19 protein-coding genes are annotated in these 20,192 nt (G+C 35.5%); 11 read left to right on the top strand and 8 right to left on the bottom strand.

Going from position 1 to position 20,192, the window contains the following annotated elements; all coding sequences use genetic code 11:
• Together serC and gyrA are read right to left on the bottom strand one after the other, a co-directional pair.
• Positions 1–1,086 carry a 3-phosphoserine/phosphohydroxythreonine transaminase gene (gene serC, locus Q4493_RS09835; RefSeq protein WP_303452075.1) on the bottom strand — a complete coding sequence of 362 codons (1,086 nt, stop codon included), beginning with the start codon at positions 1,084–1,086 and terminating at the stop codon, positions 1–3.
• A gap of 105 nt (positions 1,087–1,191) precedes the next feature.
• Positions 1,192–3,915, bottom strand: a complete 2,724-nt coding sequence (gene gyrA / locus Q4493_RS09840) for a DNA topoisomerase (ATP-hydrolyzing) subunit A (protein WP_303452077.1) — start codon at positions 3,913–3,915, stop codon at positions 1,192–1,194.
• Between the two features lie 354 nt (positions 3,916–4,269).
• On the opposite strand from gyrA, the gene ubiG reads away from it, so the two are divergent.
• The 5 genes from ubiG to yfaE all read left to right on the top strand — a co-directional run bounded on the left by ubiG (position 4,270) and on the right by yfaE (position 9,983).
• On the top strand, positions 4,270–4,977 hold the full coding sequence (ubiG, locus tag Q4493_RS09845) for a bifunctional 2-polyprenyl-6-hydroxyphenol methylase/3-demethylubiquinol 3-O-methyltransferase UbiG (protein WP_303452078.1): 708 nt from the start codon (positions 4,270–4,272) through the stop codon (positions 4,975–4,977).
• Between the two features lie 2 nt (positions 4,978–4,979).
• Positions 4,980–5,660, top strand: a complete 681-nt coding sequence (locus Q4493_RS09850; protein ID WP_303452080.1) for an HAD family hydrolase — start codon at positions 4,980–4,982, stop codon at positions 5,658–5,660.
• Between the two features lie 396 nt (positions 5,661–6,056).
• Positions 6,057–8,327, top strand: coding sequence for a class 1a ribonucleoside-diphosphate reductase subunit alpha (nrdA, locus tag Q4493_RS09855; RefSeq protein WP_303452082.1), 2,271 nt, complete (start codon positions 6,057–6,059; stop codon positions 8,325–8,327).
• A 144-nt stretch (positions 8,328–8,471) separates the two neighbouring features.
• A complete protein-coding gene (nrdB, locus tag Q4493_RS09860) occupies positions 8,472–9,602 on the top strand; it encodes a class Ia ribonucleoside-diphosphate reductase subunit beta (protein ID WP_303452084.1) in 1,131 nt (376 codons plus the stop codon).
• Between the two features lie 81 nt (positions 9,603–9,683).
• Positions 9,684–9,983: a class I ribonucleotide reductase maintenance protein YfaE gene (gene yfaE, locus Q4493_RS09865; protein ID WP_303452086.1), complete on the top strand. Its 300-nt coding sequence runs from the start codon at positions 9,684–9,686 to the stop codon at positions 9,981–9,983.
• A gap of 116 nt (positions 9,984–10,099) precedes the next feature.
• On the opposite strand, the gene Q4493_RS09870 is transcribed toward yfaE, so the two are convergent.
• The 4 genes from Q4493_RS09870 to Q4493_RS09885 all read right to left on the bottom strand — a co-directional run bounded on the left by Q4493_RS09870 (position 10,100) and on the right by Q4493_RS09885 (position 14,564).
• A complete protein-coding gene (locus tag Q4493_RS09870; protein WP_303452088.1) occupies positions 10,100–11,428 on the bottom strand; it encodes a diguanylate cyclase in 1,329 nt (442 codons plus the stop codon).
• 68 nt (positions 11,429–11,496) lie between these two features.
• Complete coding sequence (locus tag Q4493_RS09875) at positions 11,497–12,327, bottom strand: response regulator (protein WP_303452090.1); 831 nt, start codon at positions 12,325–12,327, stop codon at positions 11,497–11,499.
• A gap of 189 nt (positions 12,328–12,516) precedes the next feature.
• Positions 12,517–14,253 (bottom strand): SpoIIE family protein phosphatase, encoded by a 1,737-nt coding sequence (locus Q4493_RS09880; protein ID WP_303452092.1) that lies wholly within the window; start codon positions 14,251–14,253, stop codon positions 12,517–12,519.
• A gap of 2 nt (positions 14,254–14,255) precedes the next feature.
• A complete protein-coding gene (locus Q4493_RS09885; protein WP_303452094.1) occupies positions 14,256–14,564 on the bottom strand; it encodes an STAS domain-containing protein in 309 nt (102 codons plus the stop codon).
• Positions 14,565–15,027: 463 nt separating this feature from the next.
• On the opposite strand from Q4493_RS09885, the gene Q4493_RS09890 reads away from it, so the two are divergent.
• The 4 genes from Q4493_RS09890 to Q4493_RS09905 all read left to right on the top strand — a co-directional run bounded on the left by Q4493_RS09890 (position 15,028) and on the right by Q4493_RS09905 (position 17,706).
• Positions 15,028–16,245 (top strand): Xaa-Pro peptidase family protein, encoded by a 1,218-nt coding sequence (locus Q4493_RS09890; RefSeq protein WP_303452096.1) that lies wholly within the window; start codon positions 15,028–15,030, stop codon positions 16,243–16,245.
• Between the two features lie 175 nt (positions 16,246–16,420).
• A complete protein-coding gene (locus Q4493_RS09895; protein ID WP_303452098.1) occupies positions 16,421–16,984 on the top strand; it encodes a septation protein A in 564 nt (187 codons plus the stop codon).
• Positions 16,985–16,996: 12 nt separating this feature from the next.
• On the top strand, positions 16,997–17,299 hold the full coding sequence (locus tag Q4493_RS09900) for a YciI family protein (protein ID WP_303452100.1): 303 nt from the start codon (positions 16,997–16,999) through the stop codon (positions 17,297–17,299).
• Entirely contained in the window at positions 17,299–17,706 is a 408-nt protein-coding gene (locus Q4493_RS09905) for a lysozyme inhibitor LprI family protein (RefSeq protein WP_303452101.1), read from the top strand. The genes Q4493_RS09900 and Q4493_RS09905 overlap by 1 nt, the downstream gene beginning before the upstream one ends.
• A gap of 165 nt (positions 17,707–17,871) precedes the next feature.
• Here the strand turns inward: Q4493_RS09905 and Q4493_RS09910 are convergent, their stop codons facing one another.
• Positions 17,872–18,060 (bottom strand): hypothetical protein, encoded by a 189-nt coding sequence (locus tag Q4493_RS09910; protein WP_303452102.1) that lies wholly within the window; start codon positions 18,058–18,060, stop codon positions 17,872–17,874.
• Positions 18,061–18,226: 166 nt separating this feature from the next.
• Here Q4493_RS09910 and Q4493_RS09915 point away from each other — a divergent pair, with 166 nt between their 5' ends.
• The gene (locus tag Q4493_RS09915) at positions 18,227–18,640 is read left to right on the top strand and encodes a hypothetical protein (protein ID WP_303452104.1); all 414 of its coding nucleotides are present in this window, start codon (positions 18,227–18,229) and stop codon (positions 18,638–18,640) included.
• A gap of 108 nt (positions 18,641–18,748) precedes the next feature.
• Positions 18,749–19,252 carry a YchJ family protein gene (locus Q4493_RS09920; protein ID WP_303452106.1) on the top strand — a complete coding sequence of 168 codons (504 nt, stop codon included), beginning with the start codon at positions 18,749–18,751 and terminating at the stop codon, positions 19,250–19,252.
• A 37-nt stretch (positions 19,253–19,289) separates the two neighbouring features.
• Here Q4493_RS09920 and Q4493_RS09925 read toward each other — a convergent pair whose 3' ends face one another.
• The gene (locus Q4493_RS09925) at positions 19,290–20,171 is read right to left on the bottom strand and encodes a U32 family peptidase (RefSeq protein ID WP_303452108.1); all 882 of its coding nucleotides are present in this window, start codon (positions 20,169–20,171) and stop codon (positions 19,290–19,292) included.
• Between the last annotated feature and the right edge of the window lie 21 nt (positions 20,172–20,192).

Raw genomic sequence — 20,192 nt, forward strand, 5'->3', positions numbered from 1 at the left:
TTATTTAATCCCCTGTTCGAAATCTTTCATGAAGCCAACAAGTTTTTCTACGCCAGCCAAAGGCATAGCATTATATATGCTTGCGCGCATACCACCGACAATTCGATGCCCTTTTAATGCTAATAAGCCTTGCGCTTCTGCTTGACGTAGGAATTCTTCGTTTAATGATTCATCTTCAAGCCAGAAAGGCACATTCATGCGACTGCGAAAGTCATCTGCAATACTGTTTTTGTAAAAAGTACTTTGATCAACATAATCGTAAATAAGCTGAGCTTTACGTTGGTTAATTTTTTCGATAGCACTAACGCCACCAACACTTTTTAACCAATCAAACACCAACCCAGCTAAATACCACGCATACGTAGGTGGTGTGTTATACATAGAGTCATTATCAGCACTGGTTTTATAATTCATAATGCAAGGCGTAGCTTGACGTGCCTTACCTAATAAATCTTCTCGCACGATAACAATAGTTAAACCTGACGGACCGATATTTTTTTGCGCACCGGCGTAAATGACTCCAAATTTACTAACATCAATATGATGAGAAAGAATCGTCGATGACATATCCGCAACAAGCGGAATATCACCAAAATCAGGGATATCAAACATTTCAATGCCATCAACGGTTTCATTAGGGCAATAATGTACATAAGCAGAATCTTTTGATACTCCCCAATCACTTGAAGGTTTTACGATTTTTCTTCCGTCAATCTCTTCAACAACGTCCAGAACATTTACTTCACCAAAGTTTTCAGCTTCTTTTGCAGCTGCTTTTGACCAAGATCCTGAAACTACATAATCAGCTTTGCCACCTTCGGATAATAAATTTAATGGCACAGCTGAAAATTGACCTCGACCGCCGCCATGACAAAAAATAACTTTATAGTTATCAGGAATCGCCATTAATTCACGTAAATCAGCTTCGGCTTGTTCAGCAAGTGCCATAAACTCTTTACTTCGATGACTTAATTCCATCACCGAACAGCCTGTATCATTCCAGTTAATAAACTCTTGTTGAGCTTTTTTCATCACTTGGGTGGGTAACATTGCGGGACCAGCACAAAAATTATAGACAACAGACATGAGTAACTAAAACCTTAATAAAAATGTAAATATAAAATGAATATGTGTTTTTCACACAAAAAAATAGGCGGTTAACACCGCCTATTTTTTAGTTTGCAGTGTTAACTATTCGTTTTCACCGTCACTGAGATTTTCATCATTCTCAGTATCAGGTGTTTGTTCAGATGACGACTCTTCAGTTGAGGCTTCTGCAGATGTTTCGCCTTCTGCGACCTCTCCTTCGATAATTGAATCATCTTCTTCAATTTCATCAATGCGTTGTAATGCCACAACATGTTCTTCTTCCGTTGTACGGATAATACGAACACCTTGCGTATTACGACCTATGATACTGACTTCATTAACGCGTGTGCGAACTAACGTACCGTTATCAGTGATCAACATGATTTCATCAAGATCTTCCACTTGCACTGCACCAACTACAGGGCCATTACGATCACTCACTTTAATTGACACAACACCTTTGGTTGCACGACTTTTCGCTGGATACTCAGCTAAATCAGTTCGTTTACCGTAACCGTTTTGTGTGATGGTTAATACGGCACCTTCATTCTTAGGTACAATCAGTGAAACAACTTTTTGATCGCCTTCAAGTTTGATACCACGTACACCCGTTGCTGTACGTCCCATCGCTCTTAATGCATGAATTTCTTCACCAGTTTCAGGATCTACTTTCACTTCGCCGGTTTCACTATCACGTGCTTTTTCGTTAAAGCGAACCACTTTACCAGCATCTGAAAATAACATAATGTCATTTTCACCGTTGGTAATATCAACACCGATTAACGTATCATCATCACGTAAATTAAGCGCAATAATACCGTTCGCACGTTGATTTGAATATGCCGTTAATGGCGTTTTCTTAACCGTACCTGAGGCAGTTGCCATGATAATAAATTTATCATCTTCGTATTCACGTACCGGTAAAATAGCGGTAATACGTTCGTTTTCTTCCAATGGCAATAAATTAACAATTGGACGACCACGAGCCGTTCTACTTGCTAATGGCAATTGATAAACTTTCAACCAATATAATTTTCCGCGATTTGAGAAACATAATATTGTGTCATGGGTATTAGCAACTAATAAGCGTTCGATGAAATCTTCTTCTTTCATCTTCGTTGCTGCTTTCCCTTTACCACCTCGACGTTGTGCTTGGTAATCTGATAATATTTGATATTTCACGTAGCCTTCACTTGAAAGTGTAACGACCACATCTTCTTCACAAATTAAGTCTTCTAAAGATAAATCGTGCGACGCATTTGTAATTTCTGTACGACGCTCATCACCAAACTCATCACGAATTAATTCTAATTCTTCGCGGATAACTTCCATTAAACGCTCTGGGCTAGCAAGAATATGCATTAATTCAGCAATAAGGTCTAATAACGCTTTGTACTCACTTAGAATTTTTTCGTGTTCCATGCCTGACAATTTATACAATTGTAAATCTACAATCGCTTTAGCTTGCTCAGCGGTTAAATAATATAAACCATCACGAATACCATATTGTGGCTCTAACCATTCAGGGCGAGCTGCGTCGGTACCTGCACTTTCGAGCATGGCACTAACATTGCCAAGTTCCCAGCCTTGAGCAATTAACTTCTCTTCTGCTTCTTTACGATTACTTGATTCTTTTATTAGTTTAATAATCGGATCAATATTCGCTAAGGCAATTGATAAACCTTCTAAGATGTGCGCGCGATCTCGTGCTTTACGTAATTCGAAAATAGTGCGACGAGTTACCACTTCACGGCGATGCAGCACAAACGCTTCAAGCATTTCTTTTAAGTTAAATAACTTTGGTTGGCCATTGGTTAATGCCACCATATTTAAACCAAAAGACACCTGCATTTGAGTCAGTTTATATAAGTTATTTAAAACCACCTCACCGACGTCGCCACGTTTCACTTCAATGACCATACGCATACCGTCTTTATCAGACTCATCACGTAAGGCAGAAATACCTTCTAAACGTTTTTCTTTAACAAGCTCAGCCATTTTTTCAATTAAGCGGGCTTTGTTCACTTGATAAGGAAGCTCATGAACAACAATGGTTTCTTTACCTGAGTTTTCATTGACTTCAATTTCAGCACGAGCACGAATTTTTATTTTACCGCGACCTGTCTTATAGGCTTCTTCTATGCCCGCTCGGCCACTGATGATACCAGATGTTGGGAAATCAGGACCTGGAATATGTCCTAATAACTCATCAATAGTGATATCACTATTTTCTATAAGCGCTAAACAACCATTAATTACTTCCGTTAAATTATGTGGCGGAATATTGGTTGCCATACCAACAGCAATACCAGAAGAACCGTTTACTAATAATGCTGGGATACGTGTTGGCATAACAGCAGGAATATGCTCGGTGCCATCATAGTTAGGGACAAAATCAACGGTTTCTTTATCAAGATCAGCCAAAATTGAATGCGAAATTTTGTTCATTCTAATTTCGGTATAACGCATAGCTGCTGCAGAATCACCATCAACAGAGCCAAAGTTACCTTGGCCATCAACAAGCATATAACGCATTGAGAAATCTTGCGCCATACGTACGATGGTATCGTATACAGCGGTATCACCATGCGGGTGATATTTACCGATTACATCACCAACCACACGGGCTGATTTTTTGTAAGGTTTGTTATAATCATTACCTAAAACATTCATCGCAAAAAGAACTCGGCGATGCACTGGTTTTAAACCATCTCGAACGTCAGGTAACGCTCGTCCTACAATTACGCTCATTGCATAATCTAAATAGGAGCTTTTAAGCTCATCTTCAATATTGATTGGTGCAATATTTTTTGCCAGATCGGTCATATGACGACGGTATCCCTAAATGTGAATTTGGAAATTATTATTGTTAAAATCACAGTGATATTATCATAAAAAAACAATGACACTATACTGCTTTATAACATCACATTCTGCTTTGGTTAGCGATGTATTTCAAGTGATAATTTTAAACAAAGCAATTAAAAATGAAATCAGCCTTTAAAACAAATTAATTATCAATTAACGCTAGATTATTCAAAACGTTATATGATTGGTCGATAAATAAACAACAATAAATATCGACAATAAAATATTTAATTAACATTCTATTTCAATGGCTAGTCGAATTATTCTCTTTGGTTTAGAATGCATTTCAACTTTAAATGAATGTATCTGCTTATGTCTGAACAACAGAATGTTAATCTAGAAGAAATTGCCAAGTTTGAAAAAGTAGCCAGTCAATGGTGGGAATTAGAAGGTGACTTTAAACCTTTACATCAAATTAACCCAATAAGACGACAATTTATAATTCAGCATGTACAAAATATTTTCGGTAAAAAAATAATCGATGTCGGTTGTGGCGGCGGTATTCTTGCAGAAAGTTTAGCTAAATTAGGAGCTGAAGTTACCGGTATCGATATGGGAGAAGAGCCCTTAAATGTCGCAAAACTTCACGCCCTTGAAGCGAATGTTAACTTAGTTTATGAGAAAATAACGGCAGAAGAAAAAGCAACGCAGCTTCCTGAACACTTCGATGTCGTCACTTGCATGGAAATGTTAGAGCATGTGCCTGATCCCGCCTCTATTATAGAAGCGTGTAGTAAAATGATTAAACCCGGCGGTTATGTTTTTTTCTCGACATTAAATAAAACCATTAAATCTTATTTATTAGCGATAGTTGCAGCAGAAAAAGTCCTTAAGCTTGTACCTGATGGTACCCATGATCATGAACATTTTATTCGACCTTCTCAATTAATACGTTGGGCGGAAGCACATAATTTAAAATGTATCGACGCAGCTGGCATTCATTACAACCCATTAACTGAAAACCATAAGCTTATTGAGTCATTAGATGTAAATTATATTTTATGTTGTCAAAAGGTTTAATCATGTCAGTCAATACAGCCAATAATCTCCTGAACAATGCACAAGCAGTTTTATTTGATCTTGATGGTACTTTATTAGATACCGCCAATGATTTAGGTGAAGCGTTAAATTTTGTTTTAGGTAAATACAATTTACCTAAAGTTGCACGAGAGGTTTATCGCCCTGTTGCCTCAGATGGCGCATTAGGCTTATTAACATTGGGATTTGCTTCACAATTAAAAGAGTATGATTATGACGTATTAAGAGCAGAGTTCTTGGATTTTTATCAAGCTAACATTGCACATGAAACCTGCTTATACCCTGGTGTTTCGCAATTATTATCGACATTGCAAAGTCAAAATATTCCTTGGGGCATTGTCACGAATAAGCCTGAAGGGTTAACCAAGCAATTATTACCGTCTTTTCCTGAACTAAATAAATGCGCTGTGATGGTGGGCGGTGATACTTTAACGACAAGAAAGCCAGATCCAGAGCCATTGTTTTATGCGTGCGAGGCCATGAACGTTGATCCTAAGCATTGTCTCTATATAGGAGATGCCCTTAGAGATATCGAAGCTGGAAATCACGCAGGAATGAAAACATTGGTTGCTCAGTGGGGATATATTAAATCCACAGATAATATTGAACAATGGCAAGCTGATTTTATCATCAAAACCCCACAAGAATTAATTTCGATTAGATAATCGACAACTGCCTATTTATAAAGCAATTATTGTAATTTGCTGAAATTAAATAATTTTTTCAGCTATATTACAATTTGTAATATACATAGTAAAATTATCACTAAAATAAATATACCCATGTTTTAGCGCTAAAAAAAAAAGTAAAAAGATATTGCGTTTCACAAAAATCAAATTGAAAAGACCATACTAAGTTAGTTGTTACTAACATAGATTTGAGCTTGTTTATTTAGAGCAAAATATCGCCTTTTTTAGTGCTTGCATTAAAGCTTAAACCTCATTATCTTGTGATCAGTTTTATGTTTACACCCAAGATGTAGTGCATGGCTGAATTTTGCTCATCTTTTGTAAATATCCACCTTAATAATTAAAACAATAAAATTAATAAACAGGTTTTTCATGACTAACAATCTTTTTGTAACCAAGCGTAACGGCGAAAAAGAACCCATCGATTTAGAGAAAATTCACCAAGTTATTGCTTGGGCTGCTGAAGACTTAGATAACGTATCTGTATCACAAGTAGAACTGAAATCTCATATTCAATTTTACGACGGCATTAAAACCGAAGACATTCATGAAACCATCATTAAAGCCGCTGCCGATTTAATCTCTGAAGAAACACCTGATTATCAGTTTTTATCTGCCCGATTAGCGATATTTCATTTGCGCAAGAAAGCTTATGGCCAGTTTGAGCCACCAAAGTTATACCCACATGTCGTGAAATTAGTTGAATCAGGAAAATATGATCAACATTTACTTGCCGACTATACGCAAGAAGAATTCGAACAAATGGAAAGTTTTTTAGATCACCGCAGAGATCTAAATTTTAGCTATGCTGCCGTTAAACAATTAGAGGGTAAGTATTTAGTTCAAAACCGAGTTACCGGTGAAATTTACGAAAGTGCCCAATTTTTGTATTTATTAGTCGCCGCTTGTTTATTTGCTAAGTATCCACAAGAGACACGTTTAACCTATATTGAAGGTTTCTATAACGCTATCTCAACATTTAAGATTTCATTACCAACACCAATTATGGCTGGAGTTAGAACCCCTACTCGCCAATTTTCTTCGTGTGTGCTCATTGAATGTGGTGACAGTTTAGATTCAATTAATGCCGCTTCTAGCTCTATCGTGAAATATGTTTCTCAACGTGCGGGTATTGGTATTAATGCTGGTAGAATTCGCGCGTTAGGCAGTTCGATTCGTAATGGTGAAGCTTTTCATACGGGTTGTATTCCTTTTTATAAACACTTCCAAACAGCCGTTAAAAGTTGTTCTCAAGGGGGTGTACGTGGTGGTGCTGCTACGCTCTTTTATCCGCTTTGGCATTTAGAAGTTGAAAGTTTACTGGTATTAAAAAATAACCGTGGTGTTGAAGAGAATCGCGTTCGTCACTTAGATTACGGTGTTCAATTTAATAAAGTCATGTACCAACGTTTGATCAAAGGTGAATCAATCACTTTATTTAGTCCTAGCGATGTACCTGGCTTATATGATGCTTTTTTCGAAGACCAAGATGAATTCGAGCGCTTATATTTACAATATGAAGCCGATGACTCGATTCGTAAAAAATGTATTAAAGCGATTGAATTGTTTACTTTATTTGCTCAAGAACGTGCTAGTACAGGTCGCATTTATTTACAGAATGTTGACCATTGTAATACTCATAGCCCGTTTAACCCTGAAGTAGCTCCAATTAGACAAAGTAACCTTTGTTTAGAAATTGCTTTACCGACTAAACCATTAAATGAAATTAATGATCCTGAAGGTGAAATTGCGCTTTGTACCTTATCTGCGTTCAATTTAGGTGCGATAGAAAGTTTAGATGAATTAGAAGGTTTAGCCGATTTAGCCGTGCGCGCCTTAGATAATTTATTAGATTATCAAGACTACCCAATGCCAGCGGCTGAAAATGCAACCTTTGGTCGTAGAACTTTAGGGATAGGCGTGATTAACTATGCTTATTACTTAGCCAAAAATGGCGTCTATTATTCAAACGGCAGTGCAAACAATTTAACGCATAGAACGTTTGAAGCGATACAATTTTATTTATTACAAGCATCAAATAAATTGGCTATTGAGCAAGGCGCTTGTCCTAAGTTCAATGAAACACGTTTGTCGCAAGGTATTTTACCTATCGATACTTATAAAAAAGAAATCGATAATATTACGGGCGAACCTTTGCATTTAGATTGGGAAGGATTAAGAGAAAGCATTAAAAAGCATGGCGTAAGAAATTCAACCGTCTCAGCATTAATGCCATCAGAAACCTCATCGCAAATTTCAAATGCCACTAACGGTATCGAGCCTCCTCGTGGTTTGATCAGCGTAAAAGCCAGTAAAGATGGTATTTTAAAACAAGTTGTACCTGAGTATGAAAGATTAAAAGATAATTATGAATTATTATGGAATATTCCAAATAATGAAGGTTACTTACAACTTGTTGGTATTATGCAAAAGTTTGTTGACCAAACCATTTCAGCAAATACCAATTACGACCCATCTAAATTTGAAGGTGGTAAAGTACCAGTAAAACAAATTCTAAAAGACCTTCTTACGGCTTATAAACTTGGTGTGAAAACCATGTATTATCACAACACCCGTGATGGTGCTGATGATCAGGTCGAAGTAGAAAGTGACGACTGTGCTGGCGGCGCTTGTAAAATATAATTTATATTTAAACGCTTAATTATCAATAAAGTTAGCATGAGAATTAAGCGTTATTCTCTGCATTAAAAGCACAAAAAATAATAACAATTTATTCTTTAGATATGTTGAAACAATACAAAATATTATTGTTTCTAGGAGCACTACATGACCTACAGTACATTTAACCAAACTCCCAACAATGCTTTATTAGAGCCGATGTTTTTGGGAAATAGTGTAAATGTCTCGCGCTATGATCAGCAACGTTATGTTGCCTTTGAAAAATTGATTGAAAAACAATTATCATTTTTCTGGCGCCCTGAAGAGATTGATGTGTCAAAAGACAGGGCTGATTGGCAAGGATTAACAAGTTCTGAAAAACATATTTTTATTTCTAATTTAAAATATCAAACACTACTTGATAGTATGGCTGCACGCTCTGTTAATGCCGTATTATTACCACTGGTTTCTTTACCTGAAGTTGAAACTTGGGTAGAAACTTGGGCGTTTAGTGAAACCATTCATTCTCGTTCATATACTCATATATTACGAAATTTATTTACCGATCCTAGTGAAGTATTTGACGATATTGTGGTTAACCCAGCAATATTAAAACGTGCCAGTAGCATTGCGAAATACTTTGATGATGTCATTATCACCACTCAACTGCTGCAATCGCAAGGTGAAGGAGTTTATGAGGTTAATGGTGAAAGTATTGAAGTCAATCAACGTAAATTAAAAGAGCGTTTATTTCTTGCCATTTGTTCAGTTAATGCTTTAGAAGCTATTCGATTTTATGTCAGCTTTGCGTGTTCATTTGCTTTTGCTGAACGCGAGTTACTTGAAGGTAATGCTAAAATAATCAAGCTCATTGCTCGTGATGAAGCATTGCACCTTACTGGGACTCAACATATTTTAAATAATTGGATGTCAGGTAAAGATGATCCTGAAATGAAAGAAATTGCTGAATCATTAAAAGATGAAGGCCTACAAATATTTATAGATGTGGTTGAACAAGAAAAAGAATGGGCGCAGTACCTTTTTAAAGATGGCTCTATGATTGGCTTAAATGCAGAGATATTAAATCAGTACATTGAGTATATTAGTAACCAACGTTTGGCCGCAATAGGCTTTGAAGCACCATTTAATATTAAGAGTAACCCACTGCCGTGGATGAATGCTTATTTGGTCAGTGATAATGTTCAAGTAGCTCCACAAGAAACTGAAATTTCAAGTTATTTAGTAGGGCAAGTTGACTCTTCCGTTTCAAGCAATGACTTTGATGACTTTGACCTATAACAATGTTCATCGCTATTCACTTTAGCATTAATTATTATTTAACCACTTTCATGACAATATTATCACTGTCGAGAAAGCATAATGACTGATGCTAAAGATTTAAATAATAAAACCACCTCAAATAAAGCATTTACCATCACAGTAGAACATCAAAGTATTACTTTTGATCCTGATGATAAAACGCTATTAAATAATTTAGAGAAAAATGATATTGAAGTGCATTACCACTGCAGAGATGGCTTTTGTGGTGCGTGTCGCGTGACCTTAGCGGAAGGAAAGATCCATTACCCTAATGGTGAGCCTCTCGCTTTTGTCGGTGAAAACGAAATATTGCCTTGTTGTTGTATCCCCGCGTCAAATATTCGCTTAATTATAGAGTAAGCCTCGTATCAACTCATTTTCTTGATACTTGATGCCAATACCTGATACCTGATACCTGATACCTGATACCTGATACAAAAGGTTAAGCTTGCAAAATAAACACCTAAAATAAAAAACTATAACTTTTCAGATAAATGTAATGCGATGCCCGAAGTTACTTTAATTAATTCTGCTTTAAGTGGTGTAAAAAGGGCTTGGTAACTTGATGTGTTATTTTCATTAACAGCAACATCTAGCTCTTTACATAAGTCATATAAAGTCATCGCCCCGATAGAACAAGAAACTCCTTTTATCGTGTGCACTAAATGTTTAAGTCTACGTTGATCGTTTTCGTCAATGGCCTGTTGAATATTATTATGATCTTCACCATGATCTTGATGAAACATCACGAGAATATCTTCAAATAAGCTTTCATCCCCTAAAACATTATTTAAGCCTACTTGGTAATTTATCCCGGCATATTTTTCTTGCATATTCTTTTTCTCTTGCTCTTGTCTTTTTTTACTTTCAATCGTTGTAATGTTCAAATCAAATTCTCCTTCTATCATCGTTTGGTTCCTACCATTTTTCTTCGCTTTATATAAAGCATGATCTGAAATTCTTAATAATTCGTCAAAATCAATTACCTGTCCTTGTGCTGAAGTAACGCCTACACTCACACTTAGTGATAATTGGCATTCTTTACCTTCGTATTCAAAATAAATAACATGTGCTTCTAAGGTTTTACGACAACGTTCACAAGCATTAAATACTGCCTCAATATCAGCATTTGGCATACAAACAGCAAACTCTTCACCACCTACTCTGCCGATAATGTCGTAGTCGCGAAATGTGTCTTTTAATATTTGTGCAAAACTTATTAGTGCTTTATCACCGATTTCATGACCATAAGTATCGTTCACATGTTTAAAAAAATCTAAATCAAACATTGCCATAGAAACAATAGATTGATCCCGTTTTGCTTGGCTGATCACCTTTTCAACTAAATTTTGAAAACTTCCTCGGTTATTCACTTTTGTCAAAAAGTCTATCGACGCTAATGATTCAAGTTGTAAGGTTTTTTCCATTAACCTAAGAGAATTTCTAATACGTGCTAATAAAACATTAGGAATATAGGGCTTAGTAACATAATCATCTGCACCAAACTCTAACGAGGCGACTATTTGTGTTTCATCGTCTGAAGCAGACAACATCACTACAGGAACATGTTCGATATCTTTTTGCGCCTTTACCGCTTGTAAAACGGTTAATCCTGAAATACCCGGCATATGCATATCGAGTAAAATTAAACTCACATTTTTTTCTTGTAAAATTGACAGCGCTTCGTCGCCAGACTCTGCAGTAAGAACCTGATAGCCAGCTTCTTTTAAGTCATGCTCGAGTAACAACAAGCTATCTTTGGCATCATCAACCGCTAAAATTGTATATCGATATACTTTGTTCATTCAATTCTCTTAAATTTAATTAAACGCCATCAGAACATAATAATAAAAAGAAAAATTTCTTTTCGAGTTCAAAGCTCATAGCGAAAACGTTGTAACTCTTTTATAAATAAATTAAATTCCTTTTCTAGGGTTTTATAGTGTAAATCTAGCTGTACTCCCTCGCGCTCGCTAGCATTATTTTCAATGGTCTGACAAATTTCAGCTAAATGATAACCACCTAAATCCCGCGCACTTCCTTTAAGTTTATGTGCAAAAGCAACAATATCATCTTCTTTCCCTTGTTTCATAACAACTTGTAATTTATTTATTAAAAAAGGGGTATCTACAACAAACAAATCAATTAACTTTTTCGCTAACTGAGTATTGTTTCGCGCACGTTTCATAAAGTCATCTATATTCCAACTTTCATGGTGAGTACTAGCTTTTTTTAAAGAAGGGGAATCAATGACATTTTTAGATTCAAGATGTTCTTTATTTAACGGATCTTCTCGCTCGCCCAACCATTGGCAAAGTTTGTTCTGAAAAATAGCAACGTCAACAGGCTTAGTGGTATAGTCATTCATGCCAGACGATAAACATTTTTCTTTCTCTTTTTGCAAGGTGTTCGCGGTTAACGCAATAATAGGTATCGATTGATATTGAGGCCCGACTTCTCCACTTCTAATTAATTGGGTTGTTTCAAAGCCGTCTAATTCAGGCATTTGGCAATCCATCAGAATAAGTTGATATCTACCCTCTTTATGATTTTTTTTAAGCATTTTTAACGCTTGATGGCCGTTTTCTGCAATATCTGCGTCTAAGTAAATGTTCGCTAACACCCCTAAGATTATCGTTTGGCTGATTCGATTATCTTCAACTAACAAAATGCGTTTATTATTAGGTAATTTAGTTTTTTTCAAGCGTACATCCAACGTTTAAAGTTTGATTAATGAGTGATAACGTTTGCTTGCTTAAACTATGACGTTTAACCCCATGATAAGCAAATTCAAAAGACTATGTTGTGTAAATCATCTTTAAAATTCTGGCTTTATTGAATGCTTCAAGATTAAATCATTCTAGGTAAAAGTAATAATTGCTGTAGCAGTTTATTAAATATGCCAAAGATAGCAAGCTTCAACAACCGTTCCTTTTTTCTTATAAATCAAGCTATCACATAGCTTTTCGACTAAGAGAATCCCTCTACCACTGAGCTGACTGAGATCTGATTTTTTCATAGAAAGTTTATGCCTAACCGCCTCAATATCGAAGCCTTGACCACTATCTTTTATCGTTATATTTAACTGACCGCCAATATCGAGAGGAAAATAAGAAAGGTGTAAGCTTAGCTCTCCAGCACTTAAGGCTTTCATCTTTTTCTCTCGTTCCAAAAAGTATTGAGAAAAACCTTCTGGCGAGTTTTTTAAAGCAGAATCTAATGCAAGCACGCCATGATCTAAAGCATTTATATAAAGCTCAGTAAGAATAGTAAAAACATTTTGCCAGTGTTGTGCATGTCCTTCCATTTCTTTAATTTGATTCATTGCCATGGGGATAGGATTGACTCTAGATAAGCGCTCTCCTGTTAAAGACAGTTGCCAACGCCATGCAGCAATCGTATTATTTTTGAAAGGTGTTATGTGTCCTAGAGATTTGTGTCGTGCTATTTCATTATCATTAACAAACGCTTGATCCCAGCCATGACAAGGAATATCAATCAAAGATAAGTCATCTTTTTGTGGCACATCTTGGCAAAATTCAGCGATGCTATTAAGTACTATATCGCAAATATCCCCTTGCAGAACACCACGCTTGGCTGCTTGTTCAAAACGTTGAATATCAAACATTTCACCTGCAACATTTCGAGCTTCAATAATACCATCACTTAATAAAACCACCCTATCCGATAAATCAACTCTTACGGCTTTAAATGAAAAATCTGATAATAAATTTATTAAAACTCCCAAAGGAGGATGACTAGATTTAATCTTATGTTTTACCTCTCCATGTCTATCAAATATATAAGTATCAGGTAAACCGGCATTAAAAATACACACCGTTTTTTCATAACTAGAAATAGAAGCAAAACTTGCCGCTAAAAATAAATCAGCCGGTAATAAACTATAAAGTTGTTGATTGATTTGAGTGATGATTTCCAGTAACGAGAAACCTTTTTTAGTCATGGATGTGAAGGTTTCAGACACAGGAATAGCACCAATTGATGCTCGTAAACCGTGACCTGTGAAGTCTCCTAACATTGCATGAACATCCCCGTTAGGACTTAATGCGGTAAGATGAATATCACCACTAAAAAGCGCGGCGGGTTTTTGTATCATACCTATTTTATTAAGCCCATAATTTCGTGATTCAATAACCTCTGTCATTAATTGTTCAGCAAGTTGAGCATCTTTTTGTTGAATTAATTGAAATGCTTTTAGCTCGCCATATAAATCACTAATTCTTTGAATTGATTTTATTTTTGCTTTAAATACATCAGGAGAAAATGGACGAACAAGTATGCCGTCACCACCAGCTTCAATACTTTCAATAAAAGCTTGGTCAGTATCCAAACTGGTAATAAAAATCAACGGACATAAACTATTTTTTTGGGAAATACTTTTGATTTTTCGTGCCGCTTCATAACCATTCATTATCGGCATATTAATGTCCATCAAGACTAGATCAGGTTGATATTCAATATAAGCTGCGACACCTCTTGCGCCATCGTTTGCGGTATGAACCTTGTAACCTTCTTCTTGTAATAGCTTACTTAAAATTTCACATTGTACTGGCGAGTCTTCAACAACTAATGCTAATTTAACCAAAGATTTAGTCATTGAATTTGTCATAATTATTTCTCGATATTCATTAATCGATGAAATTGGGCTATTTCGAGTATGTTATTCACCGTTTCATTTGGTTTTGCAATAACCAGCTTGCCATTATTTTTTTCTACATGATCTTTTAACAGCAATAACATGCCAAGCGCTGAACTGTCCATATAAGTAGTTTTTGATAAATTAACGATTATTGTCCCGCCAACTTCATTATATTCACCATAAGCATTTCTAAAATGTTGGTGTGCAGAAAAGTCAAAACTATCTTCAATAAAGATAACTAACTGACTATTATCATCAGATACTACTTTACGAAATAACATTATTTCTCCCTGTATTTTTTATTTAATAATAAAACTAATTTATTCCATCTTGCTGCCGTTAAGCATAACTTCAACTATTCGTGTTAATGTGAAAATTTAATCAAAGTTCTTAATAAAGCTAAATAGCCACTGAATGAGTTGCTATTCAATTTTTTAGTGAAGCGCCATTAAAGCTAAAGTATCGTTACCACCGAGATGGCTCACTCTTTAATCGGCTAACACGTTTATTTAAAGCTTAAGACTATTAAATATTACCTTTGCAAAATTGTCTATTATTTATCATCAGGATATTCAATATAAATATTAACGAGTATTTTTATTTATTTTGGTTAAATCACTACGTAATTCACGGTATGTAGAATTATCTCTTAATCATTCATGTATATTGTATAAAATCACTTAATTTAATTTAAATAACATGTCATAATTACTTTCGATAAGTTTTCAAATATAAGGCAAGAACATGACAATAGGCGTAGGCGGCTCAACGGCAGAAATAGAATTATCAAAACTTACTAATATGACAGCAAACGTAACAGCAGTTACTGAGTCAGAATATCGACAACGTATTGAAAAAGCGCAGTTAATTATGAAAGAAAATAATATTGCTGCTACCTACGTAAATGCAGGCACTAATCTTTATTACTTCACTGGAACTAGATGGTATGCGAGTGAGAGAATGGTTGGTGCGATAATACCTGCAGAGGGCGACATTCATTATATAACGCCTTTTTTTGAAGTGAATACTTTACGTCAATACATGACAGTGTCAGGTGAAATTCACGGCTGGCAGGAGCATGAATCCCCTTATCAGTTATTTAATGACGTGCTTGCAAATTTAGGAATTACCCATGGCAATATTGCCTTTGACGAGTCCACCGCTTTTTTTATCGTAGATGGCATTAGCAAACTAAATAAACAACTTATTATCTCTGATGCAAAAATAGTTACCGCAGGTTGTCGTGCCCAAAAATCCGACCATGAAATTGCACTATTGCAACAAGCTAAAAACATGACCATGGAAGTGCACAAAGCGGTTGCACGTATATTAAAAAAAGGAATAACAACCCAAGAAGTCGCAGCTTTTATCAATACTGCTCATAAAAAAGTTGGAGCACCAGCTGGTTCATACTTTTGCATTGTTTTATTTGGGGAAGACTCCTCATATCCTCATGGGGTTAAAACGCCTAAAGCCCTTGAAGAAAATGATATTGTGCTGATTGATACAGGTTGCCAAGTAGAAGGTTATAACTCAGATATTACCCGTACTTATGTTTTTGGCGAAGCTAATCAAAGACAGCGAGATATGTGGCAGATCGAAAAACAAGCTCAGCTTGCTGCCTTTAATGCCGCACAAATAGGTGTCGCTTGTGGTGACGTTGATGTAGCAGCAAGAAACTATCTTGCTAGCCAAAATATGGGGCCTGATTATCAAACACCAGGTTGCCCACACAGAACAGGACATGGTATTGGCTTAGATATTCATGAATGGCCCTATTTAGTCAGAAATGACAGAACACCTTTAGCCACAGGCATGTGTTTTTCAAATGAACCTATGTTAGTGATACCTGGTGAATTTGGCGTACGGTTAGAAGATCATTTTTATATCACAGAATCTGGGCCAAAATGGTTTACTGAACCCTCTCACTCCATAGAAGACCCTTTTGGTTATCAGTCATAAAGTTAGCTTGTTACCATCGAATAACACTAAGCTAACAACGAAAGTACCTTTGCAATACTATAAAGCGAGATTAAATAAAAATTTATCTCGCTTTATTAAAAAATAAAGATTAACTGTTGGAGAAACACTTGCTATTCGTTAGAATAATTCCACTATTTTATTAGAAAAATAATTCATGCACGCTATTTTTGAATACTTGCCCTTAGTTATCTTCTTTGTATTCTACAAATTTGGTGATTTATATTGGGCTACAGGCTCACTTATTGTTACGTCTGCCTTACAAATATTATTTTACGTGATAAAAAAACAACCTATCCCTAAGCGAAATTGGATATTTTTTGCTTTAATTGCAGTATTCGGTGGTCTGACGATATTTTTTCAAGACGATGCTTTTATTAAATGGAAAGTCACAATCATCAATGCAATATTTGCCATAGTACTTATTGTCAGCAAAAGTTTTTTCAACAAAAACTTAATTAAAGAATTAATGGGCGAGTCATTAGCTTTACCAGAGAAAATTTGGAGTAACCTTAACTTGGCATGGGCAGTTTTCTTTATGGTTTGTGCTATTTTAAATATTTATATCGCTTATACTTTTCCATTAGAAACTTGGGTTAACTTTAAAGTATTCGGTTTGATGGGGTTAACATTTACCTTTGCGATTGCAACTGTCTTTGCTTTATATAAATACCTTCCTCAAGAAGATGACGAAAATAAAAGCAACGAAGAAAACAACTAAAACCGGAGCAGCATGTATTATTTAATTTATAGCGAAGATGTAGAAAACAGTTTAGCCTTACGCATGAAAGTACGTGAGAAACATCTCGCTAGATTAACAGAGCTTCAACAGCAAGGAAGATTATTAGTAGCAGGACCATGTCCTGCAATTGATGCCGAAAATCCTGGAGATGCAGGCTTTACCGGGTCATTAATTATTGCTAAATTCGCCAGTTTAAACGAGGCACAAACATGGGCAAATCAAGACCCCTATATTGATGCCGGTGTTTACCAAAAAGTGACCGTAAAACCTTATAAAAAAGTATTGCCAATATAATGAACAAATCTATTTTTTGCCTATTAGTTACTGCCCTTCTTTGTTTCTCTAATCAAGTACAAGCATATCAAGCCAAAAAACTAGCTGATTGTGGTAAGGCATCAGATAGCAACAGTGAATTATCTCAATGTTTAGATCGAGTAAAAGAGTCAATTGACAGAGAATTACAAACTTGGATCAACAGCCAAACTTTTATTTTGGAAGAGTTTGAATTAGAAACAGGAAGGCGTGCAGCACTAGAAATGTTTAAACGCTCGCAACGAAACTTTATTACTTATAGAGAAAATAATTGTCGTTGGCAATATCTTCATATATCCCCTGATACAAGCGCAGCAGCAACATTTAAAAAATGTTATATCATTACAACAAGAAATAGAATTAACGAGTTAAGTCAAATAGGAAAATAACTTTCTTTAACAAGAACATGCGATCAAGTCCAACTAAGCCTAACTCTCAGACTTACTATGCTTAACTATGCTTAATTTTGCCTGACTAAGTTGGATTAGTTCAATGAGTGAACTGCACTCTATTCAATCATCTTTTTGGAGCAAATAATAGGTCGAATATAGTAGTTAACCTGATCGTCCTATTTGCATCACAGTCGTTAACATATCAACCTCTTCATTAATTTCTTTTAACGCTCGGCTTAGTCTTAACAAAGAATCATCAGAATAATTTTCATCCACCAGCACTTCTTGTAAATGATCTAAGGAATCTTTTACTTGCCTGACATTATGTCGAATTGGAGTAACCCGCTCCATCTTATACCTTCTTTTTATAAAAAATAATTCGCGAACTATTGACTATAGTTCAGCTTTTTACTTTTTCCATAAAGATTAAAAAATATACTTGATCTACTGTACAAAACAATATACTGTTTATATATACAGTGCATTGTTTTACATTAATCTTTAAAAGGTAAACGTTATGAACATCAATCATTTAAATATCAAAAACCAATTTAACTTAAATAAAAGTAGCAACTGGCTTGATGTAAGAGGCATTGAAAATTCACATCAATTATCGGATCAATATGAAGATATTTGTAAGAAACATGAGATCAATAAAAAGTGGATTTTAATGATCAACCCAGAAAATCAATCATTAGCAACATTATCAAAATCACAAAACATCGATATTAGTAAAATATTAAAAGTGAACACCAATAAAACTAAAATTGATATGAAGAATATTGAATTTGCTTTAGGGAATGGTAATTGTGCCGCAGTTATTTTGTGTAATCCTTCATTAAAAGATGAAGAATTAGCACAACTTCATTATTTTGCTGAAAAGGGTCAAACAGCCTGTATCGTATTAAAAAACCAACAACAATTGCACTAACAATACAATGAAATAAACTCTTTTGATGACATCAATAACCAAAATATACTTAAAGTTATTAAACTTGATATAATCAAAACTACATTATCAATATGATTATTATCGAAAATGAATTGTTATTGTGGCAGCCAACAAACCTTTAAACAATGTTGCGAGCTAATCATCAAAGGGCTCAATAACGCAGAGACACCAGAACAGTTAATGCGATCCAGATACAGTGCTTATGCAGCTAAAATTCCTCAATATATTTTGGACACTTATGCCGCGCCGACAAGAAAAGCCCAATCACTTGGTGACATCGCTCAATGGGCAAAACAAACACACTGGTTAAAGCTAACTGTTTTAACCAGTAAAAATATTACAATCAGCCAGTTTAACTCACGTACAAACGCGGCTTTGCCAACCGTACATTTTCAAGCATTATATTTTGATAAACCGCATTTTTGTTTGATTGAAGAAAAATCACGTTTCCTAGTAGAACATGAACAATGGCGTTACCTTGATGGTGAGATAATTCAACACCATAATCTCCCCACGCCAAAACGAAATGCTCCGTGCTTATGCTTAAGTGGGAAAAAGTTTAAGCACTGCTGTGCTTTGCTTGACCACTAAATTGGTCGATTAACGGCATAATTTGTGATCATTCTCACTAATTCACTTTAGCCATTCCTGCAATTTGATACCAATAACCGTTACATTCAGTGTTTTTATCTAATGGAAAATATTGAGGTGAAGCCAACTGTTGCTTAAATTGTCTCAATTTATCAAACGCTTGGTTATTATCGGCACTGATACGTATCACATCAACCCCAATCGCTTGCATATTATTTACTTCGTTGACTAAGTTATATTGATCACCCGACATGGTTTGAATGCCATTTAACGTAAAAACTTGCTCCCCTTCTTGGCTTTTCATTTTTCTCCCTTGCGGATAATTAATACAACAATATTGACAGTCATCTTTCGCTCTATTTTCTGAGCGAGCGGTAAAGCAACGAGCAGAATAAGCTAAAGGTAAATACCCCCAAGAAAAAACCTCACATTCAAATTGTTGACGAATAGAAGACTGTTGAGCTTGGGATAATAATGATGCTAACCAGTCTTTTGATAATTCAACTGGCATAACCCAACGAAACATGCCTTGTTTAAGCAATACTTTTAACGTTGAAAGGTTGTAACAATTAATGGCAGGCCCTGCGACAAATGGTAATTGATAATCATGTAGAATTTGAACTGCACTCAGATCATTTGCTTCGATTAGAAAGTCACCGTTGGCACAATATTTTTTTAAGGTTTGAATTTCTGCCGCAGATTCTAGCAAAGTCATTGTTGATATAACCACTTGCTTACCAGATTTTGCTATCTCTTTAGCTAAATTAAGCCAGTCATGAATGCGCAGCTCTCGTCGCTTAGAGCAAACGGTTTCACCTAAATAAATAATATCAGCCTCACAAGTCATTGCTTGCTGATAAAACGTTTCTACTTGTGTTTTTGGCCAAAAGAATAAATTGGCGCCAAGGGAAAACTGCATGTATTACTCTCTATTTGGTAA

The sequence above is a fragment of the Colwellia sp. 1_MG-2023 genome (genome assembly GCF_030546755.1).
In the GTDB taxonomy this organism is placed as follows: Bacteria; Pseudomonadota; Gammaproteobacteria; order Enterobacterales; family Alteromonadaceae; genus Thalassotalea_H.